Genomic DNA, 21,181 nt, shown 5'->3' with positions numbered 1-21,181 from the left:
ATAGTCAAAAGATTACTCCAGCGTTACGCTTAAATTTATCACCATTTTATTTTAAACCGGCTATAGGGCGTAGACGCAGCAAGCAAGGACAATGAATCCCTGTAGGACGATACCTGTTTTAAAATAGATTCACTATATACGATCTCGTCAGTCATTTTTGGAGCGCGAACATTGGACAAACACCCTGAAAATAGCTTTTTTAAGCGACTACTCTTATTTTCAGGGCAGAGAATGAAGGCATTTTCGCAGCTTTGGTCGTTACAGACATTGGCTGACCTGCCCGATCGTTTAAGAAACTTGTGGCAGGAGTTGATCGGCTCTTATTGGTTTATCCCAACGGCTTGCGTGATTGCTGGTATTTTACTTGCGCCTTTGCTGGTGACGGTTGATCAGCATTTTGATCGTGAAACGATACGCAATATCTCTTTTGCCTTTACTGGTGATGATGATGCAGCACGCGCGATTATGACCGCTATTGCTGGTGCCGTATTGGGTGTGGCAGGTACAACGTTTTCGATCACGATTGCCGTGCTCTCTATGGCATCGTCACAATTTGGTCCACGGTTATTGCGCAACTTTTTGACAGATACGCCCAATCAATTTGTACTTGGCGCTTTCATTGGTACCTTTAGCTATAGCCTACTCGTCTTAAAATCTATCCACAAATACGATGTGTCCTTTGGCGTACCGCAACTAGCCGTCACTTTCGCCATCATCATGGCCATTATTTGTGCCCTTTTATTGGTATATTTTGTACAGCATATGGTACATGCCATTCAAGCCTCTCATGTTATCCAGAATGCCAGTAATGATGCGATTAATAATATTTATTATTGGTACAGCGATCAGTGCGATATTCAGCATCAACGAGATGCTGAGCATCATGACGTTAAGGTATTTCACCACTGGCCTGCCATGCCTATTTATTCACCAAACTCAGGCTATCTACAACAGATCTATTTTGAGTCATTGATTGCCCTGTCACAAGATTATGGTGGGGTGATAAAGCTACATGTCAATCTTGGTGGGTATATTACCGATAAAAACGTCATTGGATATTTTTATCAACGACCAGCAGAGCACCCAAACAATCGGCAAAAAACAGCGTCACCGCATCTTGCCATCATACCGCGGTCACCTGATGGCATGTTTTGGCAGCGCTTTACCGGCTGCGTGCGTATCGAACAACGATTGGCGCATTCTGATGACATTGCCTACAGCTTGGGACAAATGACCGAAATTGCGATACGAGCTCTGTCTCCTGGTATTAATGACCCAAAGACAGCCGTCAATTGCATACAGTCTTTGACAAGTTGCTTGAGTATTATGTTGCGGCGTCAACCGCCAAGCCCTTATCATTTTTATATACCAAAATCAGACGAGACCAGCTCTGACGATGAGGTGGAGCAAAAACGACTGGCCATCTTAGCGTTGGTCACTCACACACCAAAAATATCTGATTTTATCAACCTATCACTTGGCGAGATACGTCGCTATGCAGCCGCTGATTTGATGGTACTAAAAGCCTTATGTTATGCCATGGTCAATTTAAATTATGCACGGGTCAACAGCGCACAGCAGCAAACACTGTTGCACGAGCTCAATCTAATCAAGCGCGCTGGAGAAGAAAACTTAAGCTACCAAGAGTTGATAGACGATCTAGTCGCTATGTGTGAGCAAGCCAAGCAGTTTATTCTTGATGAAGACGCACAGCATCAACATTTTAATTATGTCAGCGAATTTACCGCCAATATCCGTCAAACCCTGCAGACGCAGTCGAGCTGATGACAGGTTAAGCCAATCACTCAGTATATTGGTAGCTTTGATACTGCTATCGTCAGTTTTTATAGTCAAAAAATATTTACGCAATCCTAATAAGTCTCAGGCTTAGGGTTAATTTTATATTCATACGAGATCTGCTTTATGGCATCTGCAACCAGCCTAACCATACTTGAAATCAGCGCCATATTTTTATCGATTACGGCCTCACTGACCTATGTCAATCATCGCTTTATCGGTCTGCCCACGACCATTGGAGTCATGGTCATCTCGATTGTCCTATCTATCGGTGCGATTTTTTTGGGATTTTTGGGGTTTGATCAGCTGATTGATTATGAAGTCAGTCTATTAGAGCAGCTTGATTTTACTGAGGTGCTATTAGACGGCATGCTCTCGATGTTGCTATTTGCAGGTGCCTTGCATGTCAATATTGGTGATTTGAGGCGCTATAAACTGCCTATCGGTATCCTAGCCGGACTCGGTACTATCGTATCCGCCATGCTCATTGCCACCGCGATTTACTTTATGCTGCCTATATTCGGTTTTGGACTGCCGTTTCTTTGGTGCCTACTTTTTGGCGCACTCATCTCCCCTACTGATCCCATTGCCGTCATGGGGATTCTTGCATCAGCAGGCGCGCCAAAAAGCATTGAGACTGTCATCGCTGGTGAGTCATTGTTTAACGACGGTATCGGCGTCGTGATTTTTGTTCTATTACTGGGGATTTTATCTAGTGGCGATATTCCAACCATTAACTATGTGGCGCATACATTGGCGGTCGAAGCTGGCGGCGGTGTCATCTTTGGATTGGTACTCGGTGCAATTTTGTACTATCTACTCAAGAGCATCGATAGTTATCAAGAAGAAGTACTATTGACATTAGCAGGCGTTATCGGTGGCTATGCGCTTGCCAGCCATTGGCATTTGTCAGGGCCGCTCGCTATGGTCATGATGGGACTGATGGTTGGTAATCGCGGACGCGAGCTTGCGATGAGCGATCAGACGCGTCATTATATTGATCTATTTTGGGAGTTGATTGATGAGATATTAAACGCCATTTTATTTGTACTCATCGGTCTAGAGGTGGTGATGATTGCGTATTCAGGCAATCTATTTATCGCAGGTGGTCTAACTATTGTTATTGCTCTAGTAGCTCGTTTTATCGTGGTTGGGATGACGACCAAGACCTTTCATCGCCAGCTTGATTTGCCCACTGGTGCATGGAAAGTACTAACATGGGGTGGATTGCGCGGCGGTATCTCAGTCGCTTTAGTATTACAGCTACCCATCGGTACCGAGCGCGATATTTTATTGGCACTCACTTATGCGGTAGTGATATTTTCTATCTTGGTACAGGGCCTCAGTGTTGGCAGAGTCGCCAAGAGCATTCGTAAGGATAAAGAAATAACAGAGGCATAAACCACAAATACAGCACGTATAAAAAAGCCAGCCTGAGACATGATGTCTTAGGCTAGCTTAGGCTGGCTTTTTTGAGCAGTTTCAATGGTTATATCAAACCCTTTCTTTTCATATTACGATAAACCACGATAATAATAAGCAGATTAGAAACCAATATTCCCAGTTTAAACCAATCAAATGGACTGGTTATCAGATAATAAACCTCTATAGGAATAAAGACGCCATAGCCCAGCACACCAAACCAATACGCCCACGTCTTGTCGCGCCATAACCCATAGGCCTCTAGGAATCGCAAACTGGCATAAGCAAATATCAACAATAAAAACACTGGCCAGTTTTTGCTGGCCTGTTGGGCAATACTTACTGCACTGTCGATTTGCGGTGCAAGTAGGTGGCCAAAGGTGTGGCGCCAAGAGCCAGTCGCGGTCGTCAGCCAATGCTCAAGATTGGTATGCCACGACCACAATGCACCTGCGCCTAATAATGCCCCCACACCTTTGACGACTTCATAAATAGCTACCGCTTTGATAGACTCACTGGCTGTGCTGTGCGTTTTTTCTAGAGGGTCAATCATTTCACCCCCTTTATCCTTCGAGGATAGCGGTAGACTATCATCCTGTCGGGGCAAATTAGCCAAAGAACGTCTCCACAACACGTCCTTGCAACTGCTGATTAAAAAATGGTGTGTTTTTACCATTCGATAGCATAGATTGCGCAGTCACTTGCCACTCAAGATTCGGGTCAACCAATACCGCGCCGCCGATCGCTTCATACTGCTCATGAATACCCGCAATCTTTGCCGGATTAAGACAGATTTTATCAACCAGCTCTGAGAGTGTTAGTACCTCATCATTGACCAGCTGACAGGCCAGCGCCATAAAAGTATCAAAATTCGAGATGCCTGGCGTACTCTCAGCAAATGGCGCTTTTTTCGCCGTACTGTTCAGTGGCTCGTGATGACTACAGATGGCATCGATAGTGCCATCTTTTAAGCCACGGCGGATTGCCTGCTGGTCGGTATTACTACGTAGCGGTGGCAACACATATGCCTGAGCATTAAAGCCTTCAAGATTGTCATCAGTTAAATACAGCTGATGCATCGCAACATCACACGTAACAGGCAAGCCTTTATCTTTTGCCCAGCGCATCAGCTCAATCGAAGACTTGCAAGACAGCTGGCTGAAGTGAGCGGCTATCCCCGTCTCTTCAACCATTAACAGCTGCGTAGACAGTGCAACCGTTTCCGCAATCCAAGGAATCCCTTGTAAACCATGATAAGAGGCGATATAACCCTCATGCGCCACGCCATCTCCAGACAGACTTGGCTCATCAGGATAAAAGAATACTTTCATACCAAAAGTCGCCGCGTACTCTAGTGTTCTTAGCAATACTAAGTCATTGCGAAAAGGTCTACGCGCATTGGATACTGCGATACAGCCGCCCTTTTTAAGCCCTGCAATATTAGACGGTCGTTCGCCCTCTAACCCTGTGGTCAATGCGCCCAAAATATGCAAGTAAATACCGCCATCACTCAAGGCGCGCTCACGCAAGCCCTTTAAGAGTGAGCCATTTTCTAAAATAGGATTGGTGTCAGGTGGCGTGACTACATGCAAGAACCCGTTACCACGAGCTGCCCTACCTTCTGATTCCAGCGTACCATGTTGCTGCTGGCCTGGCTCACGTAGGCGTGCGCACAGATCAACCAATGGTGGTAATAGCCACATCTCGTGTTCAGCATCAAGCGTAGACAATTTTTCTTTGTCAGTTTGTGACAGCGTGTCTTTGAACGCTTTTGGCAAATGATCAAAAATGGGTGCATCAGTATTAGGCATGGTAGACATAACGTTATTACCGTATCAATAAAATGAAATAAATGAAAATAAGAGCGTGCAGTGGACGATTACTTACTTGCCGCTTGATGAGCACGCTGACCTTCCATCGCAAGCGACAAGACCGCCATTCGAATGGCAATACCGTTATTTACCTGCTTTAAGATCACCGATTGCGCGCCATCAGCCACACTAGAGGCAATCTCAACACCGCGGTTCATTGGCCCTGGATGCATAACTAGCGCATCAGGCTTGGCCAATGCCACTCGCTCTGGCGTGATCCCATAATGCTTATAGTATTCACTTGACGATGCCAATAGCGGCGAACCGATACGCTCATTTTGTATTCTTAATCCCATAATCACATCACAATCAGTGACACACTCATCCATATTTTCATATACTTTTACGCCAAAACGTTCAATACCTTTCGGCAATAAAGTACGTGGCGCACACACACGGATATCTGTCACACCTAGGGTTTGCAAGGCGCTAATATCAGAACGGGCGACGCGTGAGTGCTTAATATCACCAACGATTGCGATAGACAGCTCTTCAAATGGGCGCGGTGCCTCACGGTAAATGGTCAACATGTCGAGCATTCCCTGAGTAGGATGCGCATGCCAGCCATCACCACCATTAATGATAGCAATATCAGGCGTCACCTCTGTCGCCATAAAATGCGCGGCACCTGATGCTGAATGTCGAACTACAAAAATATCTGCGGTCATCGCCTGTAGGTTCCACAAGGTATCGCGTAGACTCTCGCCTTTTTTGGTACTAGAGCGTTCGATATCGATATTGAGTACATTAGCACCCAAGCGTTTTTCTGCTACTTCAAAAGTCGTCCGGGTACGAGTCGATGGTTCAAAGAACAAATTCATGACCGTATAGCCATCTAACTCAGGACGATTGATGAGCTGCCCGTTTTCATCAAAGAAAGTCTCTGCTTTTGCGATAATAGCTTTGAGCTGTGCTTTATTAAGACCTTCAACACCCAAGAAATGCCTGATACTGCCATCGGTGTTGAGCTGCGGACGGCTCAGTGAGGTATTGAGTCTTTGATGAATTGTATTGGGATCAAATTTTGCATAATCAGTCGGTGAGACTGGTTGGGTAGCGCTACTATCGAGAGAATTTGACATAATGGCGAGTCTTTATTGTGGGTTTATATGAGTCTGTCGTAATCGCTTATTCATCTTTGTTCAATCATTTAGCACCGATAGGCACAGAGACGAGGACATTTTGACGCTTATTTGCTACAATTTACCGTAATCAAATTCAACCAAAAACCGCCTCAGCAGACAATCAGAAAGCGTAAATAGACATGCTATATTCTCATAGAGAATAATTCTGACAAATCTATAAATGAATAACAATAGATATAGTGTAGCCGATTTTGTGGTCAGGACAAAGATACCGTATAAGCTATTTAAAAATTCACCCATTTAAGGTGTGCCAAATGCCGCCTATGACCTGACTCTAAGACCATCCATTTTTTACTTTCCATACCCTCTATTAGGAAGCTTTATGACGACCTTAGCAGATTATCTAAACCAACATGCCTCTAGTCCTGCACTCAACGACGTAATTACCACGGTCACTAATGTTGGTAAAACTATCTCACAACTACTTAGAAAAGGTGCTCTGGCAGATATTTTAGGCGAGGCTGGCAATCAAAACGTCCAAGGCGAAGATCAGAAAAAACTAGACGTACTGGCCAATGACTTACTGCTAGATGCATTGGCAAAGAATACCCATTGTGCCGGCGTTGCATCAGAAGAGCTTGATGATGCCACCCCTGCTAATGACGATGGCAGTCTATTGGTTTTGTTTGACCCACTAGATGGCTCATCAAATATTGATATCAATATGGCAGTAGGTACGATTTTTTCTGTTCTGCCGTACGAGCGTCAAGGTCAAACCAGTGAAAACAGCGACTATCTACAGGCAGGTAACAAACAGATAGCAGCAGGGTACTTGTTATATGGCACCTCTACGGTACTGGCGTTGACCATCACAGATAAGGTCGTGATGTTTAGCCTAGATCCAGAAACTGAAGACTATGTGCTAATAGAAGACAACGTGCAAATCGATGCCGATACGAGCGAATATGCGATCAATAGCTCAAATTATCGCTACTGGCGCGCACCGATGCAACAGTACATCGATGAGTTAATCGCTGGCGAGACAGGCGTACGTGGACGCGATTTCAATACGCGTTGGGTCGCCGCTATGGTTGGTGACGTCCATCGTATCTTATGCCGCGGTGGTCTCTTCACTTATCCGTTTGATACCAAACACGCTCATAAAGCGGGTAAACTACGCTTGATGTATGAAGCCAATCCAATGAGCTTATTGATTGAACGCGCGGGTGGCGGTGCGACAGACGCTGTCAATCGTATCTTAGATATCGAGCCCACTGACATTCATCAGCGTGTTCCTGTGGTGCTCGGTAGCAAAAACGAAGTCAATTATGTTAGAGACTTACACGTCAATTATTCTGAGCAGTAATTGATATAAGTACTTTCTAAAAATAACCAGCTTACAGCGAGATTATAAGCTTGATGCTGGTTATTCACCCTCCTACTCTTCTCTAAGCGATCCACTATGGTACTAAATCCCACCGAGCTGATTACCTCAGATAAGAACACCACCGTCAAGCTTGTAAAAGCCCTATTGGCACAAGCACGTCAACGCAAAAAGCATGGTCAGACCGTCATAGAAGGCGTCCATTTGATAGATGCTGCGCTGCGTAGTGACTATCCATTTGTTCAAATAATACTGTCTGAATCAGCACGTAGTCATCCTGAAGTTCAGCAAATACTCACTCGTCTGCCGACTTATACGCCTATTCTTATTTTATCCAATTCACTGTACGAGAGTATTCGTAGCTTAGGTACTGGTATCGATATCATGGCTATCATCAACGTACCAGCGCCTAGCTTGCCAGTGATTGATGAAGATTGCTTGATCTTAAATGATGTACAGGACAGCGGAAATGTCGGCACACTCCTGCGTACAGCAGCAGCCGTTGGTATTCGCAATATCCTATGTACTAGCGCAACTGCTCAGGCTTGGTCTCCCAAGACGCTACGAGCAGGCATGGGTGCACAGTTTGCGCTGACTATTTATGAAGGCTTGAGTACGCAAGATATTTTAGATCACGTACAAGTGCCACTGTTGGCGACCAGCTCACATACAGATACTATCATTTACGATCACGATTTATCTGCGCCTGTGGCATGGATTATGGGTCATGAAGGTCAAGGCGTCAGCGATGATTTGATGCAATGTGCCACCCCTATCGCTTTACCGCAGCCAAATGGCCAAGAAAGCTTGAATGTTGCGATTGCAGGATCTTTATGTCTGTACGAAACCTTGCGCCAAAGACAGTACTCTTAGCGTCCACTTATAACTATAATTAAAATCTTCTCTATCAAGCAATAAAAAAACCCACTACCGATTGATAGTGGGCTTTTGTTATCTGTCTACTACTAATATAGTCAAAGAAGTCTAAAACGGATACAAGGCAACCGACTGCAGATTGTACAAGTAGTACCTCTAAGGAGGGTAACGCCGTAGCCGTTTAGTAGTTCTGTGACTATATATTAAACCTTGCTAGTTAGCTCAGGCAGTGCTTCGAACAAATCAGCTTCCAAGAAGTAATCAGCAACGCTAGCGATAGGGGCTTCTGGGTCATTGTTGATAGCAACAATGACTTTAGAGTCTTTCATACCGGCCAAATGCTGAATCGCACCTGAGATACCAGCGGCGATATATAGCTGCGGTGCAACGATTTTACCGGTTTGACCGACCTGCATATCGTTTGGTACATAGCCTGCATCAACAGCCGCACGTGACGCACCAACAGCTGCGCCTAGTTTGTCAGCCAATGGCTCAATGTATTTGGTGAAGTTTTCACCATTTGCCAAGGCACGACCACCAGAAACCACGATACCAGCTGAGGTCAATTCTGGACGATCAGACTTAGCCATTTCTTCGTTCACAAAGCTAGCTTTACCAGTTTCTTGTACGTTATCGATAGTTTCAACAGTCGCTGAACCACCTTCGCTTGCTACTGGGTCAAATGCAGTCGTACGTACGGTTAGTACGACTTTGTCTTCTGTCGTTTTTACGGTTGCCGTTGCATTACCTGCATAGATAGGACGCTCAAACGTTTGCGCATCGACCACACCTGAGATTTCTGACAGCATGCTGACGTCAAGTAACGCTGCAACGCGTGGCATAAAGTTTTTACCAGTCGTGGTCGCAGCTGCTAGGATATGGCTGTAATCACCAGCAACATCAGCAACCAATAGTGCCACATTGCCCGCCAGTTGATGCTCATAGGCTGCATTGTCAGCTAATAGTACTTTCGTCACGCCTTCTGCTTTTGCTGCTTCATCAGCGACTGCTTGAGCACCACTACCTGCCACTAATACATGGATGTCATCACCGATTTGCTTAGCAGCAGCGATGGTGTTCAAAGTTGCCTTTTTTAGACTGGCATTGTCATGTTCTGCATATACCAAAATTGCCATGGTTTTAATCCTTTATTTATTCGTATTATCTATTCATGCGGTTGTTTGTGTACAAAGCCCTTTGAGCAACTATCGTTTAATATAAATAAAGCAGTCAAATTCTTAGCTTTGTACAGGATATGCCGTAGCGAAGTATCTAATCATTGAAAAATTAAATGACTTTTGCTTCGTTTCTTAGCTTATCAACCAACTCATCAACTGACCCTACTGTAATACCAGCTTTACGTTCAGCAGGTGGCACGACCTTAATAATCTCTTGCTTAGACGTCATATTGACACCGAAATCTGCTGGCGTTTTCTCATCAAGCGGCTTTTTCTTCGCTTTCATGATGTTAGGCAGTTTCGCATAACGTGGCTCATTCAAACGTAGATCAGTTGTGATGACTGCTGGCAAATCAAGGGCAACTGTTTGTAGACCGCCATCGATTTCACGCGTTACGTTGACTTTGTCGCCTTCAACCTTCACTTCTGAGGCAAACGTACCCTGACCGATACCCATCAATGCCGCTAGCATCTGACCCGTTTGGTTGTTGTCGTCATCAATCGCTTGTTTACCCAACAAGATAATATCTGTGCTTTCTGTTTCAGCGATACTTTTTAGAATCTTGGCAACTTGTAGTGGATACGGTTTTTCGTCACTCACGACTAAAATACCACGATCAGCACCCAATGCTAGGGCTGCACGAATTTGCTCTTGCGACTCTTTTGGACCGATAGACGCGACGATGATTTCATCAATGACGCCAACTTCTTTTAGACGAACGGCTTCTTCTACTGCGATTTCGTCAAAAGGGTTAATCGACATTTTGGTGTTTGATAGATCAACGCCAGAGTTATCGGCTTTTACACGTACTTTTACGTTATAATCAATGACACGCTTGACCGCTACTAATGCTTTCATACGTTCCTCGTTTATTAATGTTATGAATTAAAAAATATCAGTTAAGAACCAAATTTTCGTTGTGGTTCAAATCGTCGTTCAAAATACTACTCAAGGTTATTACTATATCAACAGATGTATAACTAATTAAGAAAAATACGCCAATATTCGAAATTATATTAGCATTGCACTTCTTACGGATAAAATCTGCTAAAGCTAAGCCAACCGTTCTTATCAGACCTATGTATCTTGCGTCAGCCTGCAGATAAGGTCAAGACAACGCCGTGAATAATGCGTCATAAATTTGTCACTATTCTATAATAAATAGTTTATAAGCATGTGATCTGGTGATTTTCCTTTGACAATAGCCTTAAGAGTCCTCCTCTTTATAGCACTCTCAATGGTATGTTTATTTAATATTTTGTTATTATTTATTTCCTAAGGTTCAACTGATAGTAGTCTCGAAAAACCCAACAGCTATATGTTGCTATTTTTGCTAGAGCCAATTAACAACTCACTATCACGTATGTCATCGAACAATGCCCAATCAGGGGTCACGCCATTATTTTTGATGACACTCATGCTGCCAGTCGTTTCCATAATGACGGCAAATATCTCCGTCTTGGCTTTGATACCGTTTTTGCGCAGCACTTCTTGAACATCGCTGGTCGTAAGATTCACTTCTTTTAAGTTGTCTGAGAAGTATTCGCCATGTGCCATGAGTATGATGGCACGATTGTCTATCAGCGCTTTTAGAGGTTTAATCTTGCGTCTGATGACTGAAATGACGCCTTGAATCAAAAACAACATGGCAACTGCAAACAATCCTTGCAACAGAGACGGCTTGTCAGCCAATACAGTCGATGCCAATATACTACCAATACCAACTGTCATGGCAAAATCATGGCTTGACAGCTTGGAGAAACTACGTAGACCCATCAATCGGGTACAGAGCATCAAACCCATATAGAAACCCACCGCAGATAAAGAAATACCTAGTGCTTGTTGCCAGTCAATTGAAAACCAAGTTTCCCATTTCATAATAGAGCCTTATTTATTATTGAGTCAGTACCTATTATGAACTGATGATTATTAAGAAAATCAATCAAACGCTACTTCAGATAAAATGATATAAAAAAAGCAACCTGATAAGAGGTTGCTTTTTTTTAAAGTCTAAACAGTATTTTTATCGTTTTTATAAACAAAAATTTTATGCATATCGTCACTCTAACTGTCATCGAGCGTACTAAACATCAGTGTGCCCAAACAGCAAAGAGATTATAGCGCTTCGATTTGCTCAGCTTGTGGACCTTTTTTGCCCTCACCTAAGATGAACGACACTTTTTGGCCTTCGGCTAGCGTTTTGAAACCGTTACCTTGGATAGCGCTGTAGTGAGCGAATACGTCTTGTCCGCCGTTGTCTTGAGCGATAAAACCAAAACCTTTAGCTTCATTAAACCACTTTACAGTGCCTTCAACTTTATCTGACATAAATTTTCCTGACTCTTTAACTGTTGGCGAGACTTGTGTCATCACCGATTAATTGATATATACCCATGCATCTTTTGCTGAACGCTACGGTTCAAAATTGCAAATAATCTAAGAGAAAACCTGAATTTTTTACCTCAAATACTTTGAGTACAATCTGATTATAACAGTTTTCTATACAGGTAACAGTCTAAATTGATGATTTTTGTAAATAAATTCCAGCTATTAGAACCTATCAAAATAGCTAGCATTTTTGCCGTTATCATATTGATATTGAATAAATTTCTAACATATGAATATTAGGCTACAATTACGAAGCCATCGTTAAATACGACAAGACAGACCCTTATAGGCCAAAAACTCATTCATTGCCTATTGCAATATCGGTAACCATGGTGAACTTAATACAAGCAAACATAGCCCAAAAAATATCAACGAAAACGACTGACTATAAGCAATATATTTGGCCGGTATGACCAAGTCTTTAGGAGAATCAGGGATACCTTTGCGCTTTAGTAGTCGCGTACCGTAAACCCAACCAAAGGTCGTGTAAATGCCATAAGCGGCAGGTACAGCAATCGCGAGCGGTGCCAAATCAATCACGTATAGGACAACCACAGAGATAAAGAACCAGATGGTATCTAAGATTGAACTGATTTGGAAAAACTTAGATTTAGGCAGTTTACCATCGGTTTTCTTAAGCATTTCTCCTTCTATCCAAATTAAAACTGCTACGACAGCGCTAAGAGTAATATACACGAATTGCGGCGTTAGCCAGTCTGGATAAGATATTTGCACAACATACAACCTGTAATCTATAGAAAATATGAATGAGGACTCATCTACTTTGATCAATCAAAGATAAGCAAGCACAATAAAAGCCCACTGGCTAATGTGAAGATGCCTGCCTATATTGGGCAGTTTTTACTGGTTTTCAACCAACACATATAGCGGTATAACCATATGCTAAAAGTAGGATATAAAAAACCCCGTGCTATCAGGTGATAACACGGGGTATTGAATAAATTATCGAATACTCTATTTAAGTAGTATCCAATTAGTTTTTGTCTTTATCGATGATTTTGTTACCACCAATCCAAGGCATCATAGCGCGCAATTTGGCACCTGTGGTTTCGATCTCATGCGCTGCATTGTTACGACGACGAGCTGTCATTGATGGATAGTTGGTTGCACCTTCAGAGATGAACATTTTTGCGTACTCACCAGACTGGATGCGTTTTAGTGCATTACGCATGGCTTCACGAGACTGCTCATTGATAACCTCAGGACCAGTCACATATTCGCCGTATTCAGCGTTGTTACTGATTGAATAGTTCATGTCAGCGATGCCGCCTTCATACATTAAATCAACGATAAGCTTGAGCTCATGCAAGCACTCAAAATAAGCCATTTCTGGCGCGTAGCCTGCTTCAGTAAGGGTTTCAAAGCCCATTTTTACCAATTCAACCGCGCCGCCACAAAGAACCGCTTGCTCACCGAATAGATCGGTTTCAGTCTCATCTTTAAATGTGGTTTCGATGATGCCTGAACGACCACCACCAACACCAGCAGCATATGATAGTGCTAATTGCTTAGCTTGACCTGAAGCGTCTTGATAGATTGCAATAAGATCAGGGATACCACCGCCTTTAGTGAACTCTGAACGTACGGTGTGACCTGGTGCTTTTGGTGCTACCATGATCACATCAAGATCGCCACGTGGTACCACTTGGTTATAATGGATCGCAAAACCGTGGGCAAATGCAAGGGTCGCGCCTTCTTTGATGTTTGGCTCGATGACGTCGTTATAAAGCTCTTTTTGGAACTCATCAGGCGTCAAAATCATGATTACGTCAGCAGCTTTTACGGCTTCTTCTACTTCAGCAACTTTTAGGCCTGCATTTTCAGCTTTTTTCCATGAGCCTGAGTTGGCACGTAGACCAACCGTTACATCAACGTCTGAGTCTTGTAGGTTAAGCGCGTGCGCATGGCCTTGTGACCCATAACCGATAATGGCAACTTTTTTACCTTGAATAATTGATAGATCACAATCTTTGTCATAAAAAACGTTCATAAATAGAGTCCTTGTCCTCAATCATGGCGTACCATGGATAGTAGGCGCTTATACTGTAATCAAGATAGTGACTAAGATAAGCGCTTTGTTGATTTAGATAAATAGTTTTTAATTAAAATATAGCTTGATTAAAATAGGTCGCAATAAATACTAGGTGCTAAGTGTTTTTTCGCCGCGAGCAATACCAATCACACCCGAGCGAACCACTTCCATAATACGCTCACGTCCAAGCACATCGATAAAGCCATCAAGTTTGGCTTTATCACCAACTATTTGAATCGTATACAAGTTGGCATTCACATCGACAATCTGTGCGCGGAAAATATCTGCGCTGCGTTTCACCTCTTCACGTACGCTACCAGTCGCTCTTACTTTGATCAGCATCAATTCACGCTCAACGTGTACATTCTCCGTCAGATTATGCACTTTAACCACTTCAATCAATTTATGCAATTGTTTGGTGATTTGTTCGATTCTTTCTGGTGAAGTAATGGTCGTCAACGTCAGACGTGAAATACTTGGGTCATCAGTAGGCGCGACGTTTAGCGTTTCGATATTGTAGCCACGCTGTGAGAACAAGCCGACTAGACGCGACAACGAACCCGCTTCGTTTTCCATCAATACCGAAATCAGATGTTGTTGTTGCATTAGGTACGCTCCCCTTTTGTTAACCACATATCACGCATGGCCTGTCCAGCGATTTGCATCGGATATACATGCTCATTACGATCGACATAAACATCGATAAATACCAGTTTGTCTTTCATTGCCATGGCTTCAGCCAACTGTGCTTCCATGGTCGCAGGATCAGTAATCTTGATACCGACGTGACCATAACTTTCAGCCAATTTGACAAAGTCTGGTAAGGAGTTCATATAAGACTGAGCATGGCGACCTTCATACAGCATGTCCTGCCACTGCTTGACCATACCTAGCTGTGCGTTATTCAAGTTCAGGATCTTGACTGGCAAGTTGTATTGTAAGCAAGTTGACAGCTCTTGGATATTCATCTGAATAGAGCCTTCGCCTGTGATACACACCACATCACGCTCAGGGTTGGCAAGCTTTGCTGCCATGGCATACGGCAAGCCAACGCCCATCGTACCTAGGCCGCCTGAGTTCAGCCATTGGCGAGGCTCATTATAAGTATAGTAAAGGGCTGCAAACATCTGATGCTGACCGACGTCACTTGTGATAATAGCGTTACTGTTAGTCACTTTATCTAGAGCTTGTACGACACTTTGTGGCTTAATGCCATTATCTGTGCTGGTGTCATAACGTAAACCATGGCGCTTACGCCACTCATTAATTTGTGACCACCAATCGAGCAATGCGTGTTGCTCTAATTGCTTATCTTCTCCAACGATCTCTAGCATATCGGTTAAGACAGATTTTACATCGCCAACGATAGGAATATGCGCAAGGATGGTCTTTGAAATCGACGCAGGATCGATATCGATATGGATAATCGTCGCGTTCGGACAGAATTTTTTGACATTATTGGTGACGCGATCATCGAAACGCGCACCCACTGCCAAAATAACATCGGCATGATGCATAGTCATATTGGCTTCATAAGTACCATGCATACCAAGCATACCTAGAAACTGACGATCAGAGCCAGGAAATGCACCAAGACCCATCAATGTATTGGTCACTGGTAAATTAAGACGGTGAGCCAAATCAGTCAACTCTTCATGAGCATTGCTCCAAATAACGCCGCCACCTGCATATACGACAGGACGCTGGGCAGATAGTAGTGTCTCGACCGCTTTTTTGATCTGACCACTATGGCCTTTGAGCGAAGGTTGGTATGAGCGTATAAATACCTCTTCTGGATATTTATAGGCAAACTTTTCACTAGGAGCAGTCATGTCTTTTGGCACATCAATAACGACAGGACCTGGTCGGCCAGACTGTGCAATGTGAAATGCCTTTTTAACAATCATCGGAATTTCGCTAGCATGGCGCACCTGAAAACTATGCTTAACGATCGGACGCGATACCCCCACCATATCCGTTTCTTGGAAAGCGTCTTCACCGATTAGACTACTTGGCACCTGACCTGAAATCACGACCATCGGTACTGAATCCATAAAGGCGGTCGCAATAGCAGTAACCGTATTGGTGGCACCAGGCCCTGAGGTTGCCAATACAACCCCCGTCTCACCAGTGACTCGTGAATAAGCATCTGCCATGTGTCCTGCCGCCTGCTCATGACGCACCAAGATATGCTCAATGGCTTCTTGCTGAAATAGCGCATCATAGATGTGCAGGACGGCACCGCCTGGATAACCAAAGATATATTTGACGCCTTCGTCAGTCAGCGCTTGTACCAGCATTTCAGCGCCCGATAGCATCACAGGCTGTGAGCTGCCTTCTGCAAGACGTTGTTGCTTTTCTTCAAAATTTTTGGCGGCATTACCCGTTTGGGTATGTCCCGTCATATTCGGACTTTGCGTGGTTTGCGTCACTGTCATCACCTTTTTTTGCGGCGAGGATTTGCGGTATTCTATGACAAGAGATAACCCCATATAGGTATTACTTCCAAACTCATAAAATGATCGCTAATCCTTGTCCATATCAAGAATATTTGCCTATCATATTTAAGTAATGTTGTTTTTTAAGACAGCAAATTACTCAAACACAGCAATGTATTTAAGGTCAGTTTTGTGATGGATGTTTATCGATATACAGTGACAAGATGCGGGCGCACCTATAAAGAAGCTTATTATTGAGTATTCATGCAAGCAAGTACGGATAATAAATTCATTGATACAGATGCATCGATATAGATGAAATGACTTTTATAGCCAAATACGGTGTCACAAGCTCAGTAGAACTGATGACAAGGCATTAAAAAAATATCATACCTAATATTATATCGTGTTTCATACAACTGCTAGAATCACATTTAGCACATGTCAAATAATAAGTTTATCTTAGTCATTGTAGACAGATAAGTCCGGAGATGATGATTAGCTATCAATAGTAATCGTTCTGCTACTATATCTGCTATATCATTATCACAAAGGAAATAAAACTGCGTAAGCTACCGATAAGTAACCCGTAGTTCTCATTCTCAAGTGTCACGGCAATATCATAAAAGCCGCTCACTGACCAATCAACTTCTATTATATTCGATTGTTTGTCTGTTATTGTCAAGAAAAACTTCTAAAGCCCATCCCAAACTATTAGTTATTAAATAATATACATTGATAAGTATTATTTGCTAAAATCGGAAGTCGATACATTAGTGCTGCCAATAAAGTGCTCAAATGTTATATTTACCCTTATATAAATTTGCTTTTATAAAACAAGAGGATTGCTGTTATGGCATATGCATCTAAAATAGCGACTGCTGCCAAACTGCTAACAAGTACTGCGTGTATGCTAATGCTGTCCATGAATGCCAGTCAGGCTATTCAAGTTTACAAATCCATTGGCGCACATGGCGAAGTTAAATATAGTCAGCACGCGCCGCAAAATGGTAAAAACGTTGAGTTGATTGAATTTCGTAGTGACGGTAGACAAAATAACGCCGGACAAATGGCTGGCAAAACAGACCCCAGCCAAAGCAATAATACTCAAACGGCAGAAGAACAGCGCGTAGCCGCACTTGAAGCACGTATCAAAGAGCAAGAAGCTCAAGCCAATGCTCAGCGCTGCCAATCGCTACGTAACAATTTAACGAATCTAAATGTTGGCGGCCGTATCTATGAGATGGATGCAAATGGCAAACGTCAATATCTAGATGGCCGTGAGATTGAGCTAAAACGTGAGCGTGTACAGCAGGCGATCGACCAGTATTGTAGTGGCTCTACAACCTAGTCGACCCAATAGTGAGGGTTAGTCGACCATCACTAGTTGCATAACATGGCGAATGGCTGCTGGCATATCTTGCGCTTGCAGCCCTCGTTGTCCAATCATAAGTCTGTTTTCACTATGACAATCACTATTTTGGTTGACCAATACATCTCCTGCAAATCCATGTATAAGTACCGCCTGAGGTAAACTGTACGACTCTGCTGCTAAGTCTTGTTGTGCTAATAATCCAGCAATCACTCCAGATAGAATATCGCCCATGCCAGCAGTTGCCATACCAGCATTGCCCGCATCACATACATATACTCGCGCTCGTCCTGATTTTTGCTCCAAAACTAGCGACCCTGCTCCCTTTAATACCCAGTCACCACCATAAACTGCAGCGCATTGTTTTATGGCTCGCAATCTATCACTTTCTACCTCGCTTATTTTTTGATCGAGCAATCTAGCCGCTTCGCCGCTATGCGGTGTCAAGCAAACTCGATGATTGATGCTATGTTCGCGAAGCTCTGTTACCAGTTCATGGCTATCCACTTGCAGCGAGGCCAAATGATAAAGACCATCTGCATCGATCACTATTGATTTTTCATGAGCGATCGCAGTCTGTATGTAGTCGATAAACAGCGCCTTTGCTTTTTCGTCACGGCCCAATCCCATGCCAATAGCGACAACACTGGCGTGTTCAATCAGTGCCTTTAACCCATCTGCATCATGCAAATTAATTGTCATCGCATCTGGCAGTGACGTTAATAATGCACCATGAAAAGCCTCATGACAGGCAACGGTTATTTTACCAGCGCCAGTTGCCATGGTGCTTGAGGCAGACAGTATCGCAGCACCGCCCATCCCTTGAGAGCCATCAACGCGATTTCCACCAATGATTAGCGCATGACCGTAGCTACCTTTGTAACTGTTTCGGCGGCGCGGCTTCATACTCTGTGCAGCCGTCCGTAGTATGGCAACAGGTTCAAATGCTTCAATAGTATTTTGCTTGGCATTTTTATCAGATATTTTGTGAGGTCTAGCTGTTTGATAAGGTATTAACGGTATATCGATTATGTCTCCGCTATAATCCGTACCATCTTTGGTGTGCAAACCAAATTTGCGCGCAATCAGGCATAAGGTGACATCAGCTTGTACTGCTATACGATCAAATACCGCACCAGTAGAAGCCACCAATCCGCTTGGAATATCGACGGCGACTGCTAGTGCGTTTTGTTGCTGAGTAGTACGATTAAAAGCGCTAATAGCCTCTTTATAAATACCTTCTGGTGCACGATCTAGCCCAATCCCAAACAGTGCGTCAACATAAACGTCAGCTGGCAAAACCTTCTCTTTTGCACTATCTTGATCAACAATTTCTTCAAAACGTTGGTAATGACAGTTGGCAGATAGCGCTATTTGAAGAGCCTTTGTTGCGTCAGTTATATTGCTACTGTCGCTGTCTTTGCTGTTAGAAGTGACTGATTTATCATCAATAACGAAATCGTTTTTATCAAAACCAACAGCAATGACCTCTACTTGCCAGCCAGCTTGTTGCAGATAGTGAGCAATGAGCCAACCGTCCCCGCCATTATTACCCTTACCTACCCAGACACTTACTCGGCGCAAACGCTCCGTACGATGATAAACGTTGGTATTAGCAGAATGATTAGCATTGAGACATTTTTGTTCATAAAGCAATTCTATCTGCTGTGCCATTTGCCAAGCTGCTTGCTGCATTAAGCCAAAACTATCATATCCTTGAGCAAACCACGCTTGCTCCATGGCATAAATTTGCTCACTACTATAAAGCGCAATAGGTTTTGTATTTTTTATAGGTGATAAATTGGTAAAATTTTTCATTTATTATCCTCGGCCATATTTTTCTGATATTTTTATAGTGTTGAAAGTCTAGTTTCTAAACTTTGGTATCAGCTTAGCAAAAGCTCATGTCTACTTATGTATCAATATGAATGTGAGTTTATTTTCTTTTCTACTTGCGCTTATCGCTCACTGGCTTATCATAAACACTATTCATATGATTACTGATTGTGAGATGCGAATAATCTGATCAACCCAAACAAGCAGACAGCCAATAAGCCTCTATCTATATGCCTACCGATAAAAACAAGATTGCCGTTAGTAACTCAACAGTCTTTGCAACAACAGCAGATATTAAACAATGGATCAAAACGCAAGCGCAAACATTAGGATTTGCTGACTGTGGGTTTTTATCTGTCCATCATCCACTGTTTACTAAGCAAATCGAACAGCTACAGAAGTGGCTGGATAAAGGCTATGAGGGTCAATTGCAGTTCATGCACAACAACCATCATCTGCGCGCTCATCCCGAGCAGTTAGTGGATGGCGCAAAGACCATTATTAGTGTAAGGATGGACTACCTAACCAAAGCCCCAACACCGCGTGCTGTCACAGACAACGACCATCCCAACCAAGGCATCATTGCGCGTTATGCAAGAGGTCGTGATTATCATAAGACAATGCGTAGCCGTTTAAAGCAATTGGCTCTGAATATCGAGGCCATGCTTCCTGAATGGCAACATCTCGATATTGGTTCAGATAAAGAGTTTGTTTTTAGACCCTTTAGTGATTCTGCGCCTATCTTTGAGCGGCCTATTGCCGATGCTGCTGGTCTGGGCTGGACAGGTAAGCATACGTTATTAATCAACAAACAAGCTGGCTCATTTTTTGTGCTAGGTGAGCTGTTTTTAAGCTTAGAGCTGCCCGATGACCAGCCTGTTAAAGAGCATTGTGGCAGTTGTAGCGCTTGCATTGATGTATGCCCTACCCAAGCGATTGTAGCGCCTTATGAGCTCAATGCTTCTGCCTGTATCTCTTATTTGACGATTGAACACGATGGTATTATTGATACCAAGTATCGACGCGCGATTGGCAATCGGGTGTTTGGCTGCGATGACTGTCAGCTGATCTGTCCATGGAATCGTTATGCCAATCTGACTACCGTTGAGGACTTCGCACCAAGGCATGGTCTCGATAACAGCAGTTTGCTTGAATTATGGCAATGGCAAGAAGCGGATTTTTTGAACAACACACAAGGAAGCCCGCTCAGACGCACAGGCTATATCAATTTTTTACGTAATATCGCGATTGGTCTTGGCAATGCCAATGCCAGTTTGGATGTGGTTGAGCAGTTAAAGTCTAAGCTCACCATGTATAGTGCTATGCTCGACGAACATATCGAGTGGGCCTTGGATGAGCAGCAAAAAAAGCTGAAAGACAACAACCAGTTCTAAATACTTCAAGTATTCGCCACTATTAGAACTTCATATCCATTGCTATATCATTTTAAATAATAAAAAAGCCTCTTATAAAAGAGGCT

The 21,181-nt window shown here is 43.3% G+C and carries 18 protein-coding genes; 6 read left to right on the top strand and 12 right to left on the bottom strand.

The genetic code is table 11. The features are described 5' to 3' along the window. Positions 1-231 precede the first annotated feature (231 nt). Both BTW00_RS07945 and BTW00_RS07940 read left to right on the top strand, forming a co-directional pair. The gene (locus BTW00_RS07945; protein ID WP_083603601.1) at positions 232-1,785 is read left to right on the top strand and encodes a DUF2254 domain-containing protein; all 1,554 of its coding nucleotides are present in this window, start codon (positions 232-234) and stop codon (positions 1,783-1,785) included. Positions 1,786-1,923: 138 nt separating this feature from the next. After that, positions 1,924-3,198, top strand: a complete 1,275-nt coding sequence (locus tag BTW00_RS07940; protein WP_075106951.1) for a sodium:proton antiporter — start codon at positions 1,924-1,926, stop codon at positions 3,196-3,198. An 88-nt stretch (positions 3,199-3,286) separates the two neighbouring features. On the opposite strand, the gene BTW00_RS07935 is transcribed toward BTW00_RS07940, so the two are convergent. The 3 genes from BTW00_RS07935 to BTW00_RS07925 form a co-directional block, all read right to left on the bottom strand. Next, on the bottom strand, positions 3,287-3,772 hold the full coding sequence (locus BTW00_RS07935; protein WP_256714035.1) for a DUF2127 domain-containing protein: 486 nt from the start codon (positions 3,770-3,772) through the stop codon (positions 3,287-3,289). A gap of 55 nt (positions 3,773-3,827) precedes the next feature. Then, the gene (locus tag BTW00_RS07930) at positions 3,828-4,922 is read right to left on the bottom strand and encodes a dihydroorotase (protein WP_075106971.1); all 1,095 of its coding nucleotides are present in this window, start codon (positions 4,920-4,922) and stop codon (positions 3,828-3,830) included. A gap of 176 nt (positions 4,923-5,098) precedes the next feature. After that, positions 5,099-6,172: an aspartate carbamoyltransferase catalytic subunit gene (locus BTW00_RS07925; RefSeq protein WP_075106949.1), complete on the bottom strand. Its 1,074-nt coding sequence runs from the start codon at positions 6,170-6,172 to the stop codon at positions 5,099-5,101. A gap of 385 nt (positions 6,173-6,557) precedes the next feature. Between BTW00_RS07925 and BTW00_RS07920 the strand changes: the two genes are divergently transcribed. Both BTW00_RS07920 and BTW00_RS07915 read left to right on the top strand, forming a co-directional pair. Beyond that, positions 6,558-7,541, top strand: coding sequence for a class 1 fructose-bisphosphatase (locus BTW00_RS07920; RefSeq protein ID WP_075106948.1), 984 nt, complete (start codon positions 6,558-6,560; stop codon positions 7,539-7,541). Between the two features lie 96 nt (positions 7,542-7,637). After that, the gene (locus tag BTW00_RS07915; protein ID WP_075106947.1) at positions 7,638-8,432 is read left to right on the top strand and encodes an RNA methyltransferase; all 795 of its coding nucleotides are present in this window, start codon (positions 7,638-7,640) and stop codon (positions 8,430-8,432) included. A 206-nt stretch (positions 8,433-8,638) separates the two neighbouring features. Here the strand turns inward: BTW00_RS07915 and BTW00_RS07910 are convergent, their stop codons facing one another. From BTW00_RS07910 to BTW00_RS07875, 8 genes are all read right to left on the bottom strand, one after another. Beyond that, positions 8,639-9,571 (bottom strand): electron transfer flavoprotein subunit alpha/FixB family protein, encoded by a 933-nt coding sequence (locus tag BTW00_RS07910; RefSeq protein ID WP_058025379.1) that lies wholly within the window; start codon positions 9,569-9,571, stop codon positions 8,639-8,641. 151 nt (positions 9,572-9,722) lie between these two features. After that, on the bottom strand, positions 9,723-10,472 hold the full coding sequence (locus tag BTW00_RS07905) for an electron transfer flavoprotein subunit beta/FixA family protein (protein WP_075106946.1): 750 nt from the start codon (positions 10,470-10,472) through the stop codon (positions 9,723-9,725). A 456-nt stretch (positions 10,473-10,928) separates the two neighbouring features. Next, positions 10,929-11,492, bottom strand: coding sequence for a DUF421 domain-containing protein (locus BTW00_RS07900; protein ID WP_075106945.1), 564 nt, complete (start codon positions 11,490-11,492; stop codon positions 10,929-10,931). A gap of 237 nt (positions 11,493-11,729) precedes the next feature. Beyond that, positions 11,730-11,942: a cold-shock protein gene (locus BTW00_RS07895; RefSeq protein WP_058025376.1), complete on the bottom strand. Its 213-nt coding sequence runs from the start codon at positions 11,940-11,942 to the stop codon at positions 11,730-11,732. 369 nt (positions 11,943-12,311) lie between these two features. Beyond that, positions 12,312-12,644 carry a hypothetical protein gene (locus BTW00_RS07890; RefSeq protein WP_227517147.1) on the bottom strand — a complete coding sequence of 111 codons (333 nt, stop codon included), beginning with the start codon at positions 12,642-12,644 and terminating at the stop codon, positions 12,312-12,314. Between the two features lie 352 nt (positions 12,645-12,996). Next, entirely contained in the window at positions 12,997-14,013 is a 1,017-nt protein-coding gene (ilvC, locus tag BTW00_RS07885) for a ketol-acid reductoisomerase (protein WP_075106944.1), read from the bottom strand. 150 nt (positions 14,014-14,163) lie between these two features. Then, positions 14,164-14,661 carry an acetolactate synthase small subunit gene (gene ilvN, locus BTW00_RS07880; protein ID WP_075106943.1) on the bottom strand — a complete coding sequence of 166 codons (498 nt, stop codon included), beginning with the start codon at positions 14,659-14,661 and terminating at the stop codon, positions 14,164-14,166. Then, complete coding sequence (locus tag BTW00_RS07875; RefSeq protein WP_178379274.1) at positions 14,661-16,493, bottom strand: acetolactate synthase 3 large subunit; 1,833 nt, start codon at positions 16,491-16,493, stop codon at positions 14,661-14,663. Before BTW00_RS07875 ends, ilvN begins: the two co-directional genes overlap by 1 nt. Before the next feature lie 853 nt (positions 16,494-17,346). Here BTW00_RS07875 and BTW00_RS07870 point away from each other — a divergent pair. Then, entirely contained in the window at positions 17,347-17,844 is a 498-nt protein-coding gene (locus tag BTW00_RS07870) for a DUF4124 domain-containing protein (RefSeq protein WP_075106942.1), read from the top strand. 18 nt (positions 17,845-17,862) lie between these two features. Here the strand turns inward: BTW00_RS07870 and BTW00_RS07865 are convergent, their stop codons facing one another. Then, positions 17,863-19,683, bottom strand: coding sequence for a bifunctional ADP-dependent NAD(P)H-hydrate dehydratase/NAD(P)H-hydrate epimerase (locus BTW00_RS07865; RefSeq protein WP_075106941.1), 1,821 nt, complete (start codon positions 19,681-19,683; stop codon positions 17,863-17,865). A 248-nt stretch (positions 19,684-19,931) separates the two neighbouring features. Here BTW00_RS07865 and queG point away from each other — a divergent pair, with 248 nt between their 5' ends. Then, the gene (gene queG / locus BTW00_RS07860) at positions 19,932-21,095 is read left to right on the top strand and encodes a tRNA epoxyqueuosine(34) reductase QueG (RefSeq protein WP_075106940.1); all 1,164 of its coding nucleotides are present in this window, start codon (positions 19,932-19,934) and stop codon (positions 21,093-21,095) included. Positions 21,096-21,181 lie beyond the last annotated feature (86 nt).

Origin of the sequence: Psychrobacter sp. C 20.9 (assembly GCF_001921765.1) — a bacterium.
Lineage (GTDB): Bacteria > Pseudomonadota > Gammaproteobacteria > Pseudomonadales > Moraxellaceae > Psychrobacter > Psychrobacter piscatorii_B.
The sequence above is the reverse complement of the archived record's forward strand: the minus strand, read 5'-3'. Positions and strand labels throughout refer to the sequence as shown.

Excerpts from the sequence above, each read along its gene's own strand:
- BTW00_RS07945 (WP_083603601.1), top strand. The coding sequence starts at position 232 with ATGAAGGCATTTTCGCAGCTTTGGTCGTTACAGACATTGGCTGACCTG.
- BTW00_RS07940 (WP_075106951.1), top strand. The coding sequence starts at position 1,924 with ATGGCATCTGCAACCAGCCTAACCATACTTGAAATCAGCGCCATATTT.
- BTW00_RS07935 (WP_256714035.1), bottom strand. The coding sequence starts at position 3,772 with ATGATTGACCCTCTAGAAAAAACGCACAGCACAGCCAGTGAGTCTATC.
- BTW00_RS07930 (WP_075106971.1), bottom strand. The coding sequence starts at position 4,922 with ATGTGGCTATTACCACCATTGGTTGATCTGTGCGCACGCCTACGTGAG.
- BTW00_RS07925 (WP_075106949.1), bottom strand. The coding sequence starts at position 6,172 with ATGTCAAATTCTCTCGATAGTAGCGCTACCCAACCAGTCTCACCGACT.
- BTW00_RS07920 (WP_075106948.1), top strand. The coding sequence starts at position 6,558 with ATGACGACCTTAGCAGATTATCTAAACCAACATGCCTCTAGTCCTGCA.
- BTW00_RS07915 (WP_075106947.1), top strand. The coding sequence starts at position 7,638 with ATGGTACTAAATCCCACCGAGCTGATTACCTCAGATAAGAACACCACC.
- BTW00_RS07910 (WP_058025379.1), bottom strand. The coding sequence starts at position 9,571 with ATGGCAATTTTGGTATATGCAGAACATGACAATGCCAGTCTAAAAAAG.
- BTW00_RS07905 (WP_075106946.1), bottom strand. The coding sequence starts at position 10,472 with ATGAAAGCATTAGTAGCGGTCAAGCGTGTCATTGATTATAACGTAAAA.
- BTW00_RS07900 (WP_075106945.1), bottom strand. The coding sequence starts at position 11,492 with ATGAAATGGGAAACTTGGTTTTCAATTGACTGGCAACAAGCACTAGGT.
- BTW00_RS07895 (WP_058025376.1), bottom strand. The coding sequence starts at position 11,942 with ATGTCAGATAAAGTTGAAGGCACTGTAAAGTGGTTTAATGAAGCTAAA.
- BTW00_RS07890 (WP_227517147.1), bottom strand. The coding sequence starts at position 12,644 with ATGCTTAAGAAAACCGATGGTAAACTGCCTAAATCTAAGTTTTTCCAA.
- ilvC (WP_075106944.1), bottom strand. The coding sequence starts at position 14,013 with ATGAACGTTTTTTATGACAAAGATTGTGATCTATCAATTATTCAAGGT.
- ilvN (WP_075106943.1), bottom strand. The coding sequence starts at position 14,661 with ATGCAACAACAACATCTGATTTCGGTATTGATGGAAAACGAAGCGGGT.
- BTW00_RS07875 (WP_178379274.1), bottom strand. The coding sequence starts at position 16,493 with ATGACAGTGACGCAAACCACGCAAAGTCCGAATATGACGGGACATACC.
- BTW00_RS07870 (WP_075106942.1), top strand. The coding sequence starts at position 17,347 with ATGGCATATGCATCTAAAATAGCGACTGCTGCCAAACTGCTAACAAGT.
- BTW00_RS07865 (WP_075106941.1), bottom strand. The coding sequence starts at position 19,683 with ATGAAAAATTTTACCAATTTATCACCTATAAAAAATACAAAACCTATT.
- queG (WP_075106940.1), top strand. The coding sequence starts at position 19,932 with ATGCCTACCGATAAAAACAAGATTGCCGTTAGTAACTCAACAGTCTTT.